14 protein-coding genes, 1 tRNA gene and 1 pseudogene are annotated in these 17,668 nt (G+C 70.5%); 7 read left to right on the top strand and 9 right to left on the bottom strand.

The features are described 5' to 3' along the window. The first annotated feature begins 3 nt into the window (after positions 1-3). The 3 genes from cmk (at position 4) to B5D80_RS15090 (ending at position 2,335) form a co-directional block, all read left to right on the top strand. Complete coding sequence (gene cmk / locus B5D80_RS15100) at positions 4-684, top strand: (d)CMP kinase (protein WP_088644510.1); 681 nt, start codon at positions 4-6, stop codon at positions 682-684. Beyond that, positions 681-2,078, top strand: coding sequence for a ribosome biogenesis GTPase Der (gene der, locus B5D80_RS15095; protein WP_088644509.1), 1,398 nt, complete (start codon positions 681-683; stop codon positions 2,076-2,078). The genes cmk and der overlap by 4 nt, the downstream gene beginning before the upstream one ends. Before the next feature lie 183 nt (positions 2,079-2,261). Beyond that, positions 2,262-2,335: transfer RNA gene (locus B5D80_RS15090), tRNA-Pro, on the top strand. Between the two features lie 84 nt (positions 2,336-2,419). Here B5D80_RS15090 and B5D80_RS15085 read toward each other — a convergent pair. The 8 genes and pseudogenes from B5D80_RS15085 to B5D80_RS15050 all read right to left on the bottom strand — a co-directional run. Then, a pseudogene (locus B5D80_RS15085) lies at positions 2,420-2,650 on the bottom strand (tyrosine-type recombinase/integrase); the annotation flags it as partial. A gap of 64 nt (positions 2,651-2,714) precedes the next feature. Further along, positions 2,715-5,585, bottom strand: coding sequence for an AAA family ATPase (locus B5D80_RS33900; protein WP_088644508.1), 2,871 nt, complete (start codon positions 5,583-5,585; stop codon positions 2,715-2,717). A gap of 193 nt (positions 5,586-5,778) precedes the next feature. Then, positions 5,779-7,032, bottom strand: a complete 1,254-nt coding sequence (locus B5D80_RS15075) for an MFS transporter (protein ID WP_158224187.1) — start codon at positions 7,030-7,032, stop codon at positions 5,779-5,781. 17 nt (positions 7,033-7,049) lie between these two features. Then, positions 7,050-8,294, bottom strand: coding sequence for an aminotransferase class I/II-fold pyridoxal phosphate-dependent enzyme (locus B5D80_RS15070; protein ID WP_245854591.1), 1,245 nt, complete (start codon positions 8,292-8,294; stop codon positions 7,050-7,052). A gap of 112 nt (positions 8,295-8,406) precedes the next feature. Continuing rightward, entirely contained in the window at positions 8,407-8,961 is a 555-nt protein-coding gene (locus B5D80_RS15065; RefSeq protein WP_088644506.1) for a MaoC family dehydratase, read from the bottom strand. Further along, positions 8,958-9,824, bottom strand: a complete 867-nt coding sequence (locus B5D80_RS15060) for an HpcH/HpaI aldolase/citrate lyase family protein (protein ID WP_088644505.1) — start codon at positions 9,822-9,824, stop codon at positions 8,958-8,960. The genes B5D80_RS15065 and B5D80_RS15060 overlap by 4 nt, the downstream gene beginning before the upstream one ends. After that, positions 9,825-10,778, bottom strand: a complete 954-nt coding sequence (locus tag B5D80_RS15055) for a quinone oxidoreductase family protein (RefSeq protein ID WP_088644504.1) — start codon at positions 10,776-10,778, stop codon at positions 9,825-9,827. 367 nt (positions 10,779-11,145) lie between these two features. Beyond that, the gene (locus tag B5D80_RS15050; protein ID WP_088644503.1) at positions 11,146-12,621 is read right to left on the bottom strand and encodes a condensation domain-containing protein; all 1,476 of its coding nucleotides are present in this window, start codon (positions 12,619-12,621) and stop codon (positions 11,146-11,148) included. A 320-nt stretch (positions 12,622-12,941) separates the two neighbouring features. Between B5D80_RS15050 and B5D80_RS15045 the strand changes: the two genes are divergently transcribed. Next, on the top strand, positions 12,942-13,736 hold the full coding sequence (locus tag B5D80_RS15045) for a nucleotidyltransferase family protein (protein WP_088644502.1): 795 nt from the start codon (positions 12,942-12,944) through the stop codon (positions 13,734-13,736). Further along, the gene (locus B5D80_RS15040; protein ID WP_088644501.1) at positions 13,733-14,875 is read left to right on the top strand and encodes a glycosyltransferase; all 1,143 of its coding nucleotides are present in this window, start codon (positions 13,733-13,735) and stop codon (positions 14,873-14,875) included. The genes B5D80_RS15045 and B5D80_RS15040 overlap by 4 nt, the downstream gene beginning before the upstream one ends. Before the next feature lie 94 nt (positions 14,876-14,969). Here B5D80_RS15040 and B5D80_RS15035 read toward each other — a convergent pair whose 3' ends face one another. Then, the gene (locus tag B5D80_RS15035) at positions 14,970-15,878 is read right to left on the bottom strand and encodes a thioesterase domain-containing protein (RefSeq protein WP_158224186.1); all 909 of its coding nucleotides are present in this window, start codon (positions 15,876-15,878) and stop codon (positions 14,970-14,972) included. Between the two features lie 746 nt (positions 15,879-16,624). On the opposite strand from B5D80_RS15035, the gene B5D80_RS15030 reads away from it, so the two are divergent. Continuing rightward, complete coding sequence (locus B5D80_RS15030) at positions 16,625-16,909, top strand: phosphopantetheine-binding protein (RefSeq protein WP_088644499.1); 285 nt, start codon at positions 16,625-16,627, stop codon at positions 16,907-16,909. A 527-nt stretch (positions 16,910-17,436) separates the two neighbouring features. Further along, positions 17,437-17,667, top strand: a complete 231-nt coding sequence (locus B5D80_RS15025; protein ID WP_088644498.1) for a phosphopantetheine-binding protein — start codon at positions 17,437-17,439, stop codon at positions 17,665-17,667. Position 17,668 lies beyond the last annotated feature (1 nt).

Below are 17,668 nucleotides of genomic sequence, written 5' to 3'. Positions count from 1 at the left end.
ACGGTGGAGGAAAACGTACGGGCCGGGCGCTGCGTGGTCGCTGTGGACGGGCCGTCCGGTTCGGGTAAGTCCACCGTCTCGCGGCGGCTCGCCGCCGGCCTCGGTGCCCGCTACCTGGACACCGGCGCGATGTACCGGGCGATCACCTGGGCGGTGCTGCGTTCCGGGGTCGACCTGACCGACGCCGCCGCGGTGGGCAAGGTCGCCGAGGAGGTCGAGCTGCGCATCGGCACCGACCCCCAGGGGTACGCCGTGACCGTCGACGGGGTGAACGTCGACCGGGAGATCCGGGGCCCCGAGGTGACCGGCGCGGTCTCCGCGGTGGCCGCCGTCCCGGCGGTGCGGGCGCTGCTCGTGGCCCGGCAGCGGGAACTGATCAACCACGCCGGCCGGATCGTGGTGGAGGGTCGGGACATCGGTGCCGTGGTGGCTCCCGACGCCGACCTGAAGGTCTACCTGACCGCCTCCGAGGCGGCCCGGGCCCGGCGGCGCAGCGCCGAGGACGCCGTCGACGTCGCGGCGACCGCCGCCGATCTGGCCCGCCGGGACCGGCTCGACTCCACCCGCACGGTCGACCCGCTGCGGCAGTCCGCCGACGCCGTCGAACTCGACACCACCGAGCTGGGCATCGACGAGGTCGTCGACCGGCTGCGTGGGCTGCTCACCGAGCGGGGAGTGGCATGAGCGACGGTTGGGTGGAGCTACGCGAACCGGATGTCGAGGTCGACGAGCCGACCGGTCCGCAGCCGGTGGTGGCCGTCGTCGGCCGCCCCAACGTGGGCAAGTCGACGCTGGTCAACCGGATCATCGGCCGCCGGCAGGCGGTCGTCGAGGACACCCCCGGGGTGACCCGGGACCGGGTGCCGTACGACGCGCAGTGGAACGGCCGCTCGTTCACCGTGGTGGACACCGGCGGTTGGGAACCGGACGCGAAGGACCGGGCGGCGGCGATCGCCGCGCAGGCCGAGACGGCGGTGCTCACCGCCGACGTGGTGATCTTCGTGGTCGACGCGATGGTCGGCTCGACCGACGTGGACGAGGCCGCGGTGCGGATGCTGCGGCGCAGCGCCAAGCCGGTGATCCTGGTGGCCAACAAGACCGACAACAGCGCCATCGAGCTGGAGGCCACCTCGCTGTGGTCGCTGGGGCTCGGCGAGCCGCACCCGGTCTCCGCCCTGCACGGCCGGGGCTCCGGGGAACTGCTCGATGCCATCCTCGACGCCCTGCCCGAGGCCCCGAAGATCGTCGAGAACCGGCCGCGCGGCCCCCGCCGGGTGGCGCTGGTCGGCCGGCCCAACGTCGGCAAGTCCAGCCTGCTCAACCGGTTCTCCGGTGAGGAACGGGCGGTCGTCGACTCGGTCGCCGGCACCACAGTCGACCCGGTGGACAGCCTCGTCGAGATCGGTGGCGAAACCTGGCAACTGGTCGACACCGCCGGGCTGCGCAAGCGGGTCGGCAAGGCCAGCGGCACCGAGTACTACGCCAGCCTGCGCACCGCCGGGGCGATCGAGGCGGCCGAGGTGGCGGTGGTGCTGCTCGACTCCAGCGAGCCGATCAGCGAGCAGGACCAGCGGATCCTGACCATGGTCGTCGAGGCCGGCCGGGCCCTGGTGATCGCCTTCAACAAGTGGGACCTGGTCGACGCCGACCGCCGGTACTACCTGGACAAGGAGATCGACCGGGAGCTGCGCCGCATCCCCTGGGCGATCCGGCTCAACCTGTCGGCGCAGACCGGCCGGGCCGTCGACAAGCTCGCCCCCGCGCTGCGCAAGGCGCTGGCGAGCTGGGAGACCCGGGTGCCCACCGCGCAACTCAACCAGTGGCTCACCGCCCTGGTGCAGGCCACCCCGCACCCGGTGCGCGGCGGCCGGGCCCCGAAGATCCTCTTCGCCACCCAGGCGGGTGTCTCCCCGCCGCGGTTCGTGCTGTTCACCACCGCACCGCTGGACGCCGGCTACCAGCGCTTCGTCGAGCGCAAGCTCCGCGAGGAGTTCGGCTTCGAGGGCAGCCCGGTGGAGATCTCGGTACGCCCCCGCAAGAAGCTCGGCCCCGGCGGTCGGGGCAAAGCCCACGGCTGACCCGCCGTCGACACAGGCTGCCGCCCCACCCCGGGACGGCAGCCTGTGTCGTATCCCCTCCTTCCTAGGATGCTCTAGGGGTGGTGGCGGTGCCCACCGGCGCGGTGGGGGGCTGTGCGCGCGGTGCGAAGATCCTGCGCTAAGCTGTACCGGCTGCCGCGGGGGAGACCACGCGGGGAGCATCGGGACGTGGCGCAGCTTGGTAGCGCACTTGACTGGGGGTCAAGGGGTCGTCGGTTCGAATCCGGCCGTCCCGACAGCACGAAAAGAGGCCGTCGACCGGGATATTCTCCCTGGTCAACGGCCTCTAATTCGTACCACGGCAGTAGAGGTTCGCTGATCTAGACGGCGCGTAGCTGGGGACCACTCTGGGACCGGCGAGCCTTCAAGTGCGCGCTGAGCGCCGTTCCGGCGTCGGTGATCGAATGCCGGTCGGGGTGCAGGTACCGCCGGGTCGCGGTCGGCGACCCGTGGCCGGCGATCTTCCGTAGGACGTGTACCGGCACCCCGGCGTCGGCCATCCAGGTCAGACCGGCGTGCCGCAGATCGTGCCGTCGCAGGTGGTCATGGCCGAACCGGCATGGATCCGCGTCGTCCTGGCGGGGCCCGCGCGGCGTTGCACCGGACCCCTGACGATCACAGATACTGGCCGATCGTGGGCGGTCGGTCCTGACTGCCGAAGTTGGTCGGCAGGTCCTCCACCACCAGCTTCCGGACGACCTCCGTCGGCGCGTCGGCCAACTCGATGATCCGTGCCGCCTGCTTGGCGACGGTCGCCTCCAGCAGGTTGCGTACCGTACGGCCGTTGCCGAACGACGACCCCGGGGAAAGACGGGCGAGCGTCGTACGAACCCGGCCCGGTACGCCGTCGGCGAGTTGGTAGCCGGCGTCGTGGGCGAGGACGGTGAAGATCTGCACCAGCTCGTCGAGGTCGTAGTCGGGGAACTCGAGAAGCGTGGGGAACCGGGATGCCAGACCACTGTTCGCCTCGAGGAACCGCCGCATCTCGACCTCGTAGCCGGCGGCGATCACCACCAGGTCGTCCCGATGGTCCTCCATCAGCTTGAGCAGCGTGGCGATGGCCTCGTGACCGTAGTCCCGCGGCGAGTCGGACATCGACAGCGAGTACGCCTCGTCGATGAAGAGCACGCCACCGAGTGCCCGTTCGAACGCCGCGTGGACGCGCGGGCCGGTCTGCCCGATGTACTGGCCGATCAGGTCCGTCCTGGTCACCTCGACCAGATGACCGGAACCGAGCAGCCCGAGGTCGGCGTAGATCCGGGCGATCAACCGGGCCACCGTGGTCTTCGCGGTGCCCGGATTTCCGACGAACACCATGTGCCGGGATCCTCGGCTCACCGCGAGCCCGGCCCGGGTCCGCAGGCTTTCCGCCCGGGCCTCCGCGACCAGCAGCCGTACCTGCGCCTTGACGTCGGGTAGCCCGATGAGCGTGTCCAGCTCCGCCATCGGGTCGCCCTTGTGGGCGGGCGCGAGCACCACGGACGCCGGTGCCGTGACGTCTTCCACCAACAGCTCGGCCAGTTGCCCGACCGTGGGTGCGGCCGACCGGCTGATCCGCATCGCCTGGTGCGACGCGGACTCGTCGACGAGGTTACGGACCACCCGGACGTTGTCGAAGCCGGCGGCGCGCGGCATCCGCGTGACCAGATTCCGGACCCGGTCGAGCACACCGTCGGCGGGTACGAACCCGGACGCCTTGGCCTCCCGCTCGAAGAGTCGCACCAACTCGTCGTCGGTGAAGTCGACGAAGTTGAAGGTGTTCGGGAACCGCGCCGCCAGGCCGACCTCACTGGACAGGAACTCCGCGACATCCTTGGGCTGCCCGGCGATGACGACCACCAGGTCCTCGCGGTGCTCCTCGATCAACCTGGTCAGCGTCGCGGTGGCCTCGCGCGCGGCGGGGTTCTCCTGGACCGCCCGACCGACGTTGATCATCAGGATGCCGCCGAGCGCGTTGCGTACGGCAGCGGTCACCTTGGCGCCGTTGAGCAGTTCCGCCCTGGCCACCTCGACCAGGTGGCCGGAGGCCAGCACGCCGTACGCGGCATAGACCCGGCCGATGATCGTGGCGATGGTGGTCTTTCCGGTGCCCGGGTTGCCGGCGAACACCATGTGCCGTCGGTTGCGGGCCGGTGGCAGACCGGACTCGCGGCGTAGTGCCTCGACTCTGGCCTCCGCGTGGAGCCGGACGACGCGTTGCTTGACCGGGGACATCCCGATCATGTCGTCGAGGACGCCCATGGCGTCCTGCTCGGTGTGCTCGTCCGGGGCACCCCCGGGCCGGGCGGGTCGGGGCGGGGCGGTCGTGGGCTGCGCCGGTCCCGGAGTGTCGGCGAGGGCGGACACCAGCGGGTTGACGACGGCGGGCCGTGGCTGGCCGAGCATGCGCAGGCTACGCAGGTATCTCAGGCAGAAGAAGAGCCCGCTCTGCACGTCCCGGTGTGGGCCCGGCCAGCCGTTCAGCGCGGTGGCACAGCTCCACTCCAGGCCCACCCAGATGCGTGCGGTCTCCGCTTCGCCCGCGATGATCGCGTGGTCCAGCCACGCGAACACCGTCCGGTACCAGACGTCGTAGTCGAAATTGGGCTCAAGCACGTCGTACGCGCGGAGGACGGCGTGGAAACCGTCCTGGCCCAGCCCGGTCGTGGCGATGACGGCCGGCACCGGCTTGCCGAGCTTCAGCAGCATGGCGGCGACCAACTCGTCGAAACTGCCGGCCTCGGCGCCCACCGTGTCCACCAGGCGCTGGTGGGCGGCCCGGAGGCCGGTCAGGGTCCAGGACAGGTAGTCGGCCGGCCCGGCGTAGTCGGGTAGGGCGGCCCGCTCCGCGTCACCGAGCAGGGCCGATCCCCACTGGACGGCGAGTTGCCGCCTCGACCCCGCCCGGTGCTGTTCCAGTAGCGCCGGGTCCTCGGCTATCCGGGCGTACAACGTGGCCAGGGCGTGTCCACGCTCGGCGAACGGTGGCGCCTCGACGAGTATCCCGAGGCAGTCGCGGTAGTAGCGGATGATGCGTTCCCGGCGTGCCGGGCTGTCGGAGTCCGCGAAGAGGCGTCCCGGTAGGACCGGCATGACCTGGGTCTGCCAGGTGGTCTCCGGGTCCGTCGTCGGAGTCAGGGGTGCCGTCAGGTGGTCGGCCACCAGGAGGTCACCGAGCCGCCACAACGGGCCCGACACGCTGGTGGACGCGCCGAGCGCGCCCTGCGCCAGCCACTTCACCTCCTCGACCGCCATCGACGTGCCGGGCTTGAGTCGTGCCATCCGGGCGGGCAGGTCGGTGAGCCCTTTCCGGGCGGCGACGGCCATCAGCCGGGCACGGGTGTCCTCGAGCCACCCCGTGGGTGGCACCCATGGCCTGGCCGGCCCGAACACGTTGAGGTGCGGCGATCCGGTCAGCAACGGCACCAGATGGTCAGGCAGATCGATCCGGCCACTGGTGGGCCGCACGGCGACCGGGGCGGCACTACCCGGGGGCCAGGTGGTCATGCCTGAAGCCTAGGTCTGACCACCGACACTTATCCGGGTCCAGATCCGACCCCCTCCGGCAGCCCCACCGGAGCGGGAGCCGCTGGATGATCTTCGATGATGGGCGGCACCGCGTCGACACCAAGCCGGCTGACCACCAGCCTCCGTCATCACCGAAGGTGAGACAGAACCGAATGTGGGACAGAGCCGAGATCTACGTAGTCCCCTTGTCGCTGTCGGTGCCGGCGATCCGGGCGAGGGGAGAACGCACGGTGCCGATCGCGATGAGGAGTTGGATGGCGACGGCAACCAGGAACAGGGCGCGCACGGACCCGGAGGCGTCCAGGAGGACCGCGCCGAGCACGGCGCCCGCCGGGAGCGTGGCGTAGGCGATGGCCCGGCCCATTGCGACGAACCTGCCGATGAGTTCAACCGGGATGATCCGCTGGAGACTGGTGTACCAGCACACGACGACCAGCGCGAACGCCGCGCCGCTGATGCCCCCGCCCGCGAGGATCGCGCCCCATACCGGCAGCACCGCCGGTATGGCCATCCCCAGAAGCGAGAGCGCCATCCCGGCCGAGATCACCAGTCCGGCTGAGGTGCGCTTCATCAGGCGGGGGGCCAGCACGCCCGCGACGACGGCACCGGCCCCCTGCGCGCTGAACACCATGCCCAGCGTCAACGTGGACTGACCTTCGCTGTGTAGCAGGATGTAGACCAGATTGCCCTGGATCAGGGCCGTGGCGAAGTTGGCAGCGGTCATCAGTACGGTTCCCCACAGAATAGCCGGGGAATATCCGATCGTACGCAGTCCCACCGCCAGTCCGCGAAGGACGCCTGACGAAACGGCGGGGGGCCGCGCCCGTCGGGTCACGCCGGGGACGATCGACGCGAGCAGTGCGGCTGAGGCCACGAACGTCGCAGCGTTGATCGAGGTGGCCGTGCCGACGCCGGTGGCCGCGACGACCGCGGTGCCGAAGAGGGGGCCGCTGAAGGACAGCAGGCCGTCGGTCACCTGTGTCCACGCGTTGAATCCGGCCCTGCGTCCCTCCGGCACCCCCTCGACCGTCAAGCCTTGCATGGCGGGGAAGTAGAACGGACGGATGCACGCGAGCAGCAGCGCGACGGCGTACAGGGCCGCGATGGGCGGGTGGTCGGCGCGGGCGAGTAACGCCAGCAGGGCCGCGACGACTGCGGAGGCCGAGTCGCAGAGGATCATGACTTTGAGTCTCGGGAATCGGTCGGCCACGAGGCCCGCGAACGGCCCGATCACCACGTACGGCACGAACTCGACGACGTATGCGAAGGCCGTGGCCAGCGGCGAACCGGTCAGTTGCAGCACCAGCATCGGAACCGCGAATCGGTAGATCCAGTCGCCGACCGAGGAGATGGTGAACGCGGCTCGGAGACGGATGATGGCCGCGAGGGTGAGCCGGTCGACCTCGCCCGCCGGGGTCTGCACCACCGCCCTGAGTTGCCTTCTCAGGCCATCGACTCGGTGGTCACCGACGATGCGAAATCCGTGACGAGCTTGCTCGGCAGGTCGGCACGCAGCAGAATCCGCAGCCCGGCCTCGCCCTTGGCGACGATGGGGAAGAACACCGCCGAACAGTAGTAGCCTCTTTCGAACATCCGCACCGACAGGTCGATGGCCCGGTCGGCCTCGCCGACGGGGACGACGCGCACGGCGAAGTCGTTCCCCGCGTGCGGGGTCGGCACCAGCCGGTCGAAGAGCTCGACGTTGTCCCGCAGCCGTCGTTGCAACTCCCCGAGTTCCGGCGTCCGGTGCAGGGCCGCGCTGGCGAGTGAGGCACCGAGCACCATGTTGTCGGGGCTCTGCGACCAGCCCACCGGTCCCGCGTGACGTCGCAGGAGCCGGACCAGGCCACGGTCACCGAGCATGGCGACCGCGCCACCGGTGCCGAACCCCTTGACCAGCGACGCCACCACCATGGTCAGTGGGTTGAGCTCCGCCCGGGAGCGCACGTAGCCCTCGCCGTGCTCGCCGACCGCGGACAGGGAGTGCGAGTCGTCGATGTAGAGGAACAGGCCGTACCTGTCCTGGAGCTCCAGCAGCCCTTCCAGCGGGAGCGCACCGCCCATCGAGTACGCGCCGTCCGCGACGTACGCCACGCGCGGGTGTTTGCGGCAGACGTCCTCCACGTAGTCCAGGTCGTTGTGCGGGGCGGTGAGCACCAGGCTCTCGTCGGCGCAGATCGGCTTCACGTGGGCGAGGTTGAAATGGGCGAAGCGGTCGAAGACCATCGTCCGGGGGCCGCCCTCGGCCAACTGGCCGCCCGCCAGCAGCGGCAGGATGCCTGACGTCAGCGTGCTGCAGGACAGGCCGACCAGGATGTCGGCCCGCCACAGGTCGCCCAGTTCGTCCTCCAGGTCCGCTGACAGATTGGGCCGGATCCGGGTCGCCGATACCGACAGCGACGTCGACTTCGCCGTGGCCAGCGCGTCCACGGCTCCCTGCAGGATCTTCGGGTGGGAATTGAGCCCCAGATAGGAGCACGAGCACATGTTCACGAACCGGTGGCCGGTTTCCCGTATCACCAGTTCGTAGTCGGACGCCGCGTCCACGTGCATGTCGATCAGCCCGTGCTCGGCCGCGGCCTGCCAGACCGGATCGGACGCCGCCAACATCCGCTCGCTGTTGCGGTAGCGGTGCGGACCGGTCGCCTCGGGCTTCTCGCCCGGGTGATCCACTGCTGTCGCGGTCACTGTCTCTCCGTTCGGTCGAGGTGCGGCGGAATCAGTCCGGGGCGCAGAGCGGATGCCGCGGGCACTGGGCGGTCGTGGTTACGTCGTATCCCTTCGCAAGACCTGTTCGGCGTCAGTAGCCGGCCGCGCCGTGAGCGTCTTCACCGCGCGCGGTGGGCACCATGAAGGTGCGTTCGAAGGTCAGCACGATCTCGCCGGTGGACTTGCGGCCCTCGGTGCGGCAACTGACGATGCCGACGCCCGGCCGGCTCGTCGACAGACGTTTGGCGGTGATCTCGCTCTCCGCGTAGAGCGTGTCGCCGACGAAGACCGGATGGGGCAGGCGGATGTGGTCCCATCCGAGATTGGCCACGGCGCGCCCGCTCGTGCTGCGCGCGGTCATCCCGCCGACGATGCTCAACGTGACCAGGCTCGACACGAGCGGCCGGCCCCACCTGGTGTGCTCGCCGTAGGCGGCGTCGATGTGCAGCGGCGAATCGTTCATGCTCAGCATGCTCATCAGCACGTTGTCCATCTCGGTCACGGTGCGCCCCGGCCGATGCTCGATCACCGTGCCGACGACCAGTTCCTCGTAGCAGAACCCGACTGTCTCGCGGTACCGGTGCGGGCCGATCCGGCGGTAGCCGAGCGGCCACGGCTCATCGTCGTCAGTTCTCGCCTCGGTCATCGGTGTGCCACCTGGGGCGCGTCGCCGGATGCCCCGAATTCGTCGAGCAGCCGCCGGGACGCCTCGAAGAACGGACGGCCGAGCATGCCACCATCGACCGTGGTCACGCCGTCGGCGCTGTGTCGGGCCGCGTCGACGATCCGTGCGGCACGTTCCAGCTGCTCCATGCCCGGCGAGAACACCTCGTTGATCACGGTCACCTGGGCCGGGTTGAGCGCGATCTTGCCGCTGAACCCCAGTGCCAGCGCGAGTTCGGCCTCCCGGTACGTGGCCTTGGTGTCGGTCAGGTCGAAGGTGGGCGAGTCGATCGCGTGGATGCCGGCGGTATGGGCGCCGTTGACCACCCGGGCGCGCGCGTGCACCAGCGGCTCCCAGTCCACATTGATGCCGAGCACGGCGGCGTAGTCGGCGGCGCCGAAGATCAGGGCGCGCAGGTTACCGCAGGCCGCGGCGATCTGCGCGGCGTGTTCCACGCCTCGCGGCGTCTCCAGCACGGCGAACAGTTCCACGCCGGGGCACCGGGGCCGCAGCACCTGTTCGACGATTTCCAGGTCGCGCGGCGATTCGACCTTGGGCACGAGGACGGTGGCGGGTTTGACCGGGTAGTCCTGAATGGCCAGGAGATCGTGCAGGCCTTCGGATTCGGTGACCGGATTGATCCGGATGGCGCAGTGCCGTGCCATTCCCAACGCGGACGAGAAGAAGGCGCCGGCCTCGCTGCGGGCCTCCTGCTTGCGCCGCACGGACACCGAGTCCTCCAGGTCGACAAGACAGATGTCGGCGCCGGAGCGGTGGCACTTGGCGTAGCGTTCGGGGGAGGTCGCCGGCGTGCACAGCACGGAACGGCAGTAGCGGGTATACATTCACGACTCCCGGTTCACGTCGATCAACACCTTGCCGACGGTCGCCCTGGCAGCCAGCGCGGCATGGGCGGCGGCGACGTCACGCAGGCCTACGACGCGATCGACGTGCGCGACCAACCGACCTCGGCGCGCGAATTCGAACAGGGTCTGGGCGATGTGGCACAGCAGCTCCCGGTCGTCCACGACGTGCCGCATCCAGAAGCCGGCACATCCGACGGACTGCTCGATCAGCCGACGCAGCGGCACGTCGACGTGCCCGCCCGGACGCCAGCCGAGGGTGACCAGTCGGCCGAACGGGGCCAATCCGGTCAGCGCGGACTGCGTCCGCGCACCGCCGACGGAGTCGAGGAACACATCGACCCCGCGACCACCGGTCAGCTCGCGCAGGCGTGCGCCCAGATCGGTACCCGTCCCCTCGACGAGGGCCTCGGCACCCTGTGCGGTCACGAACGCCTGCTTGGCGGCGGTCCCCGTGATGCCGATGACTGAGCCGGCGCCCAGCGTGAGGGCCAGTTGGACTGCGAGATGGCCGACACCGCCCGCGGCCGCGGACACCGCGACGGTCTCGCCCGGGCGCAGGCGGCCGGCCAACATCAGAGCGCCGTAAGCGGTGGCTCCCTGTTCGAACAAAGCGACAGCCTGCCGGTCGTCCAGGTCGTCGGGCACCTCGACCGTGTGCACGTCAGGGGCAGCAACGACCTGCGCGTACCCGCCGCCGGTCCGTAGCAGCGCGGCCACCCGGCGTCCATCGCGCCGCCGTATGCCCACGGCGTCCACGCCCAGCACCGCGGGCACCTTCCGCCCCGGGTCGGCGCGTTGGTCCAGATCGTCGAAGTTGAGGCCGGCGAACGTGACGTCGACCAGGCTCTCCCCGCCGGCAGGCGACGGCTCGGGCACCTGCTCCACCCGCAGGACGTCCGGCCCGCCTGCCGCGTGCATGACGACGGCGTTCATCGACCTTTTCACAGAACGCCACCGGATATGTTCCTGGTGCGGCTGGTGCCAATTCTCAACGACGCCACGAAACCTCACCGGAGATCGCGGCGCAATCCGCGGCGCCGATTTGGATCATGAGTGACCTGGTGCCGAGCCGATAGCGACAGCGTGACCGCGTTCGCCCTTCGCGCGTTTCTACTGCGTAGCGGGTCTATCCGGGCTCTACGCCAGCTATTGCTCCGGTGAAATTATCACGGCCCACCTCCATCGGCCAGTATCAGTCTTCACCGAAGATCGCGGTCTACGTCTCCGCCGCGGGCCGGGTAATTTCGCATATTGCGACAATGGATACGGAAATGGTGCGACCGGAACGTCACGTACGCACTCATGGTCCGTTGTGGACGAGTACCGCGGTGGGAACCGCCGAATCGGACATGGCGGCTATCGCGAGGCTCTCCATGTCCCGCAGCAGCGCCTCGCCGTCCGCCGGGGTGACATACCAGCTGTCCCCGCGCAGTGTGAACACGATGCCTTCCGCAGGGTCGTCGATGCTCAGGTACAGCGGCTCGATCGGCTTGTCCCGCCACTCGGTCAGCCGGAACTCGGTGCGGGCGAGCAACTCCGGGATCGTGTCTGCCGCCGACGCGTCCGGAGGCGTCATGGCCGCGATTCTGGTCGTCTCGCCTCGCCGGTCGTTGACGTACGCCCACGTGTCGCCGGCCCAGCGCGGGGCGCCCGGCTGTTCGCGGGCGAGGCGGTCGATGAGCGCGAGCTCGTCCTCCGGATCGTAGTAAGCGTGCTTGTACGCCAGCCGAACGGGACCGCGGGCGCGGATCATCGCCTCGTCGACGGTGGCTCCGGCGACATCGAGCACGCAGACGCCGGACTGCATGACATGGCTCACGACCCTGCGCAGGCCCGGCCGAAACCGGTTGTTCACCAGCGGCCGCAGCACAGCCGGGTTCAGCAGTTCCCGTCGGCCCAGAGCGATGGCGTACAGGGTCAGCAGGATCGTCGAGGAGTCGGCGCGCGTGCGGCGGGCGATCGCCTGCATCGCCGGGAGCAGGGCGGCGGTGGTCAGGGTGGCCGCCCAGTGCCGCCGTTCGCCCCGATCGGCCGACCGGGGCATCGGGCGCGGCGGGACGGACCGCAGCTCCGCCTCGATGTGGCGCAGCCCCGCCGCGGCCTGCCGCCGCCCGGCCAGCGAGTCCTGCCAGCGGACGAGTTCCAGCTGCTCCATGCCGCGCGGCGGCTCGGCGACGCGGGCAGTGGTCTCCTCGAAGAGCACCGAGACGCCGACGCCGTCCGTCGCCAGGTGACAGACGACGATGACCATGTGGGTCACCGCGCCCTCGCGGCGCACCGCGGCAACGCGCAGCGGCCATTCACGGACGAAGTCGCGGGCCGTGGCCAGATACGCTTCGTACACCGCTCGGGCCGTCTTCTGCGGGTCGGCGTCCCCGTCGGCGTCGTATACCTCGAAGGCGATCTCGCCGTCGGCGAACAGTTCCTGGCTCGGCCGGCCCTCGGCGTCGAACCGCAGCCTCGTGCGCAGCGAAGGGAAGCGGGACATCATGTACCGCAACTCGTCTGCCAGGTCCGCCACGGTCCGGCCGGGCGGCTGCGGCATCGGCGCGCCGATGTTGAGCCAGCCCCACCTCAGCATCGACAGCCAGACCATGCGCTGGCCCCAGGTGAGCTCCCCGGCCCCGGTGGCGTCGCCGGCGAAGGCGACGGTCACCCGCTCGGCGGGAAGGGGCGGCGCGGCGGGCGGTCGTTCGGGCATGCCCGGTTCACGCACCACGCCGGCGACCGCGGCGTAGCGTACCGCCTCGGGCAGGGCCTCGGGTTCGAAGAACATCGTCGAGCTCCTCGGGAGTGCGGGTACTGACCCGGTGCCACCACCACCGCCCGGACCACTGAGGAGCGACCGGTAGGCGGGTTGTCAGCGTCCGGGAATTATCGCGGGCGTGACCGCATCCCGCGAGAGTCCACATCCGACCTTCGCGCTGACCGTCGGGCCGTTGTCGAGCCGGGTCGGCCCGGCTAGCATGACCGCAGAACTCTGGTAAGAGAGTGGAGCACCTCGCGGGCTTGCGCGGACCGCCGCCACTCCGGCAGACCATCTGACAGCAGAAGGCTGCCGCTGACGGAGTCCCGGCCGGTAGCCAGGAGGTCCTCGTGGTCGCACCGCTGGGTATCGTGCCGGCGGCGGGTGGGGGTTCGCGGCTTTGGCCGTACCGGGCCGCGAAGGAACTGATCCAGATCGGCTACGAGACGGTCGCGGCGGACGGTGGGCCGGGGCGGCTGGTGCCGAAGGCCGCGATCGACCACGTGCTGGACGCCATGCGGCGCGGCGGGGTGCACTCGGCCTTCGTCGTGCTCTCCCCGGTCAAGTGGGAGGTCTTCCGCTATCTCGGCTCAGGCGGGCAGCGCGGCATGCAGCTGTCTTACCTGTGCCAGGAGGAGCCGCTCGGCATGCCGCACGCGCTCGACCTGGCCCACCCCTTCATCGGGGACCGGACCGTGTGTATGGGCATGCCGGACACCCTCCTCGCACCGGATGACTGCTTCGCCAAGCTGCTGGCCTTCCACGAGAAGCGCGACGCGGACCTGAGCCTGGGCCTGTTCCCGGTCGCCGATCCGCGAGCCTTCGCGCCGGTCGTGCTCGACCCGGGCACGGGCCGGGTGGTCGACATCGTCGACAAGCCCGAGGTGCCGCCGGTGGCGACCGTGTGGGGCATCGCGGCCTGGTCGCCCGCGTTCGGCGACCTCCTGCACGAGTTCGTGCGCTCGGCCGGGGCCGGGGTGCCGGGCGAGGGGCTGCTCAGCGAGGCGTTCCTGCAGGCCGCACGGTGCGGGCTGCAGGTGTACGGCTTACCGTTCGACACCGGCGAGTACCACGACATCGGCACGCCGGCCGGCCTGCTTCACGTGCGCCGCCGGTTCGAGCCGGACCTCGGCGGGTTGTCGTGAGCCGTTTCCTGTTCGTCGTCCCGCCGTTGGCCGCGCACGCCAACCCGGCGGCGGCGGTTTCCCGTGCGCTGACCGGGCGCGGGCACGAGGTCGCCTGGGTCGGCTCCGAGCGTTACCTGCGGCCGCTGCTGGGCGCGGAGGCGACCGTCTTCGGCACCGGGCTTCGCCCGTACCGCGGACAGCGCGACAGAGGGCTGAGCGCCGTGCGGTCGCTGTGGGACGACTTCGTCGTTCCGTTCTGCGCACACATCGCGCCTCAGGTGAACGACGCGGTTGAGACCTATCGGCCGCACGTGGTGGTCGCCGACCAGCACGCCATCGCCGGCAGCCTGGTGGCGCAGCGGCATGGGCTGCGGTGGGCGAGCCTGGCGCCCACCCAGATGGAGCAGGCTCGGCCGTTTCGCAACGTGCAACAGGTGGAGCGGTGGATCGAAGGCCGGGTGGCGGCCGCGGGCGAGGCGCTGCTGGGCGCCGCGCCGGAGCACGACCCGCGCTTCTCGCCCCACCTGCTGATCGACTTCACCACGCCTGCGCTGACCGGTCGCCATGACCCGTCCGCACACCTCGCGGCGGTCGGCCCGGCGCTCGGCCCGCGCCCGGGCGTGCCGGACTTCCCCTGGGCGGCGCTGGACCGGGATCGCCGACTGGTGCTGGTCACGATCGGCACCGTGGCCACCGACCTGGGCCGGGACTTCTTCGCCCGGGTGGTCCGGGCGCTGGAGCCGCTGTCCGGCCGGGTCCAGGCGGTGATCAACGCGCCGGCCGCACTGGTCCCCGACCCGCCGCCGCACGTGCTGGTCGCCCCGCGCACGCCGATCCCCGAACTGCTGCCCCGAGTGGACGCCATGATCTGCCACGGCGGGATGAGCACCAGCTGCGAGGCGCTGCTCAACGGCATCCCGCTGATCGTGGCACCGATCAAGTACGACCACCCGATCGTGGCCAGACAGGTCGCCGCCGCCGGCGCGGGACGACACCGGCACTTCGACCGTACCAGCGCCGCTCAGTTCACCACGGCGATCGAGGCCCTACTCGACGATCCGGAATACCGGGCCTCCGCCGAGCGCATCGCCGCCTCGTTCACGGCGGCTGGCGGCGCCGGGACGGCAGCCGAACGCCTGGAACGCCTGGCGGCCTGATCCGGCCGGATCCGAACGGCTCCGATCCCGCGCCGGCTCAGCGGCCCAGCACAGAAGCCTGACGAGAGAGAAGCTCGCTGGAATCCAGGCCCGGTCACGGCTCGGCCGGCGACGGCGAGGCCGTGCGGGACGCGGCCGACAGCCGACGGGTGAGCGCGGCGCCGATGATCGCCATCGGCTCGGGCAGCAGCATGTGCTGGTGCTTGCAGTCGAGTTCGATCACCTCGACCGGGCCGTGCGTGACGGCGCGCCAGGATTCGGTCTTCTCGGCGGTGCTCGGCTCCTGCTCGGTCCCGGTGGCCGCGAACAGCAGGACCGGGCAGCGCAGCATGCCGGGCGGCCGTACGTCGGCCCGGGCGATGGCGACGTTGTTGACAATCACCTGCAGCAGGCGTCGGATCTCGTCGTCGGACCACGTGCTCAGGACGAGGTTCGGGCGGCGGCGGATCAGGGCCAGCGCGCTCGCCTCCGGTTCGGGATCGCCCTGCCTCAGCAACGCGGGATAGCCGAAGCTGTCCAGGACGATGTTGTAGTAGAACCAGGCGTCCGGCTCGGCATCGAAGCTCGCCGGATCGAAGCTCGGGCTCGCGTCCATGCTCGCCAGCAGGCCGACCTCGTGCCCTCGTGCCTCGAGTTCACGCGCCATGCTGTACGCGACATTGCCGCCCACCGACCAGCCGAGCAGGAAGTACGGGCCCTGCGGCTGCACCCGGCACACCTGGTCGGCGAAGTCCCGGGCCAGCTCCGCCATGCTCGTCGGCAGCGGCTCGGGACGCGTCAGCCCTCGGGACTGCAGGCCGTAGACGTTGCAGTCGGGAGGCAGTGCGGTCAACAACTGATGGAAACCCCAGCTCAGCCCACCTACCGGCGGCACGCAGAACAGTGTCGCGCCGGGCCCGCCCTCGCGCAGCGGCAGCACGACGTCGAACATGCCCTCCATGGCCTTGAGGACGGCCCTGCTCTGGCGCTTCCAACGCAGATCGGCGGCGTCCGCGAGTGGCATTCCTCGGCCTCCAACGCGGGTCGGGGAGAGGTTCCAACGGTCATGCTGCCACAGCGCGGCACGCTTCGACAGAGCCATGAGTCGGCTGCCGCAGGTGCCTGATTCGCAGCGGGTCACCACGGTCGGCTGTGGAGGCCGATACCGTCGATTGACGGCCGTCGAAGGGGAGTGCTGTAATGCGCCAGTGGTGACTGCGTGCGAGCGTTCCGTGTGACCGCACTCGATGCGGTGGCGGCCGACCCGCCGCCCACGCCGGTTCCCGTCGAGAAGCTGGCGGACCGTCTGGAGTTGACGGACATACAGGTCAGGATGGTCCGCCGGTTCGACGGGCTGCCCGCCGTCGCGCGGGCCGGCCGGCTGCTGGCGGCCGACCGCCCGGCCCTGGCCGGGGTGATCCGGCGGGCGGTGGACCGGGCCGGGATCAGGACCGGACGAGCGGTGGCTGATCCGGCCCCGCAACGTCAGTGTCGTGACATGGCAGCGGCTGTGCGTCCTGCTGTGGTTCCCGCTGAGCCGGGCGCTGTTCGAGCACGTGGGCACCGGCGGGCACCTGTTCCGCTCCGACGCGTTCGTGAACTGCCGGACCAGCGGTGGACTGCGGGCTGCTGGCGCCCGGCGACCGCTATCTGGTGGCCCCGGTCGGGTCGGGCGAGGGCGCGACCGTCGCCACCCTGGTTCCTCGAGCACTGACTTTCCAAACGCCGACACTACGGGCACGACGACTCGGGACTGACGGGAGCTGGGCGATGGACGCGGACCAGGAGACACCGGTGGACGTGCGGATGCGGGACGCGGTGACGGCCACGATGCTCGCCATACTGCCCGGGCTGCTCGACTACGACGGGCCACTGACGCCGCACAGCCGGTTGCAGGACGAACTGGGCCTGAGCTCCTCGCTGGTCCTGGAGCTACTGCTCGGCATCGAGGAGACGCACGACATCCAGATCGACCTGGAGGTGATGGACGAGGACAAGGTCGTCACCGTGGCGGATCTGGCCGAGTACATCGCCGGCCACTACGAGCAGTTCTAGCCGCGCGTGCGCCTGATCGCAGCGGTGCGCCGCGAGTTCGACGGCCGGGCGACGTCCCTGGACGACCCTGGGTGCGGCCGTGCGGCGCGGTGGGGTGGAGGCCGTCGGTGCTCGCGCCGCAGCCGAGTAGCCGGCCGCAGCTGCGCGCGCCTCGGGCCCGCGCGAACCCGGGCCGTCAGCGCACGGACCATCGTGGACACTGCCCCACTGGTACGGGTGCGCAGGAGTCCTGAATCGGCCCGGCTCTCCGCCGCGCGCACCCGCCTAACCCGGCGTATATGTACGCGTTGAAGCCGGTGCGCCGCGAGTATAGACATGGTTCTGTTTCACTAAGAGAATCTTCACGGGGCGGACGGCTGCCGTCCCGCGGCTCGACCGGCTCCGGCAGAGCGGCTCACCCGACCCTCGGGCGAGCAGGCTGCCCCGACTGAAGGTGAGCTGTCCGACATGCGCGACGACGATGGCCACTTGGCGGGCACCACGGTGCACGTGCCCCGTCCCGCGCCGCAGACCGCCGCGGAAGACCGATGACGCCTGCTGAGATAGCGGCGCTCATGCGTGAGATCACCGAGGTCGACGAGATCGGGGTCGACGACGACTTCTTCCACGCGGGCGGCAAGTCGTGGGATGCGCTCTCGCTCCTGGTGATCCTGGCGGAGCGATCCGACGTCAAGCTCTCACTCCTCGACGTGTTCCACACCCGCACCCCCAGTCGGCTGGCGGACCTCATCGCCCACCGGAGCGTCACGGAGAGGTGAT

The organism is Micromonospora wenchangensis (genome assembly GCF_002210435.1).
Taxonomy (GTDB): Bacteria; Actinomycetota; Actinomycetes; order Mycobacteriales; family Micromonosporaceae; genus Micromonospora; species Micromonospora wenchangensis.
The sequence above is the reverse complement of the archived record's forward strand: the minus strand, read 5'-3'. Positions and strand labels throughout refer to the sequence as shown.

Bases quoted from the DNA above. Each gene is read 5' to 3' on its own strand.
- der (WP_088644509.1), top strand. From the start codon at position 681: ATGAGCGACGGTTGGGTGGAGCTACGCGAACCGGATGTCGAGGTCGAC.
- B5D80_RS33900 (WP_088644508.1), bottom strand. From the start codon at position 5,585: ATGACCACCTGGCCCCCGGGTAGTGCCGCCCCGGTCGCCGTGCGGCCC.
- B5D80_RS15065 (WP_088644506.1), bottom strand. From the start codon at position 8,961: ATGACCGAGGCGAGAACTGACGACGATGAGCCGTGGCCGCTCGGCTAC.
- B5D80_RS15060 (WP_088644505.1), bottom strand. From the start codon at position 9,824: ATGTATACCCGCTACTGCCGTTCCGTGCTGTGCACGCCGGCGACCTCC.
- B5D80_RS15055 (WP_088644504.1), bottom strand. From the start codon at position 10,778: ATGAACGCCGTCGTCATGCACGCGGCAGGCGGGCCGGACGTCCTGCGG.
- B5D80_RS15050 (WP_088644503.1), bottom strand. From the start codon at position 12,621: ATGTTCTTCGAACCCGAGGCCCTGCCCGAGGCGGTACGCTACGCCGCG.
- B5D80_RS15035 (WP_158224186.1), bottom strand. From the start codon at position 15,878: ATGCCACTCGCGGACGCCGCCGATCTGCGTTGGAAGCGCCAGAGCAGG.
- B5D80_RS15030 (WP_088644499.1), top strand. From the start codon at position 16,625: ATGGACGCGGACCAGGAGACACCGGTGGACGTGCGGATGCGGGACGCG.
- B5D80_RS15025 (WP_088644498.1), top strand. From the start codon at position 17,437: ATGACGCCTGCTGAGATAGCGGCGCTCATGCGTGAGATCACCGAGGTC.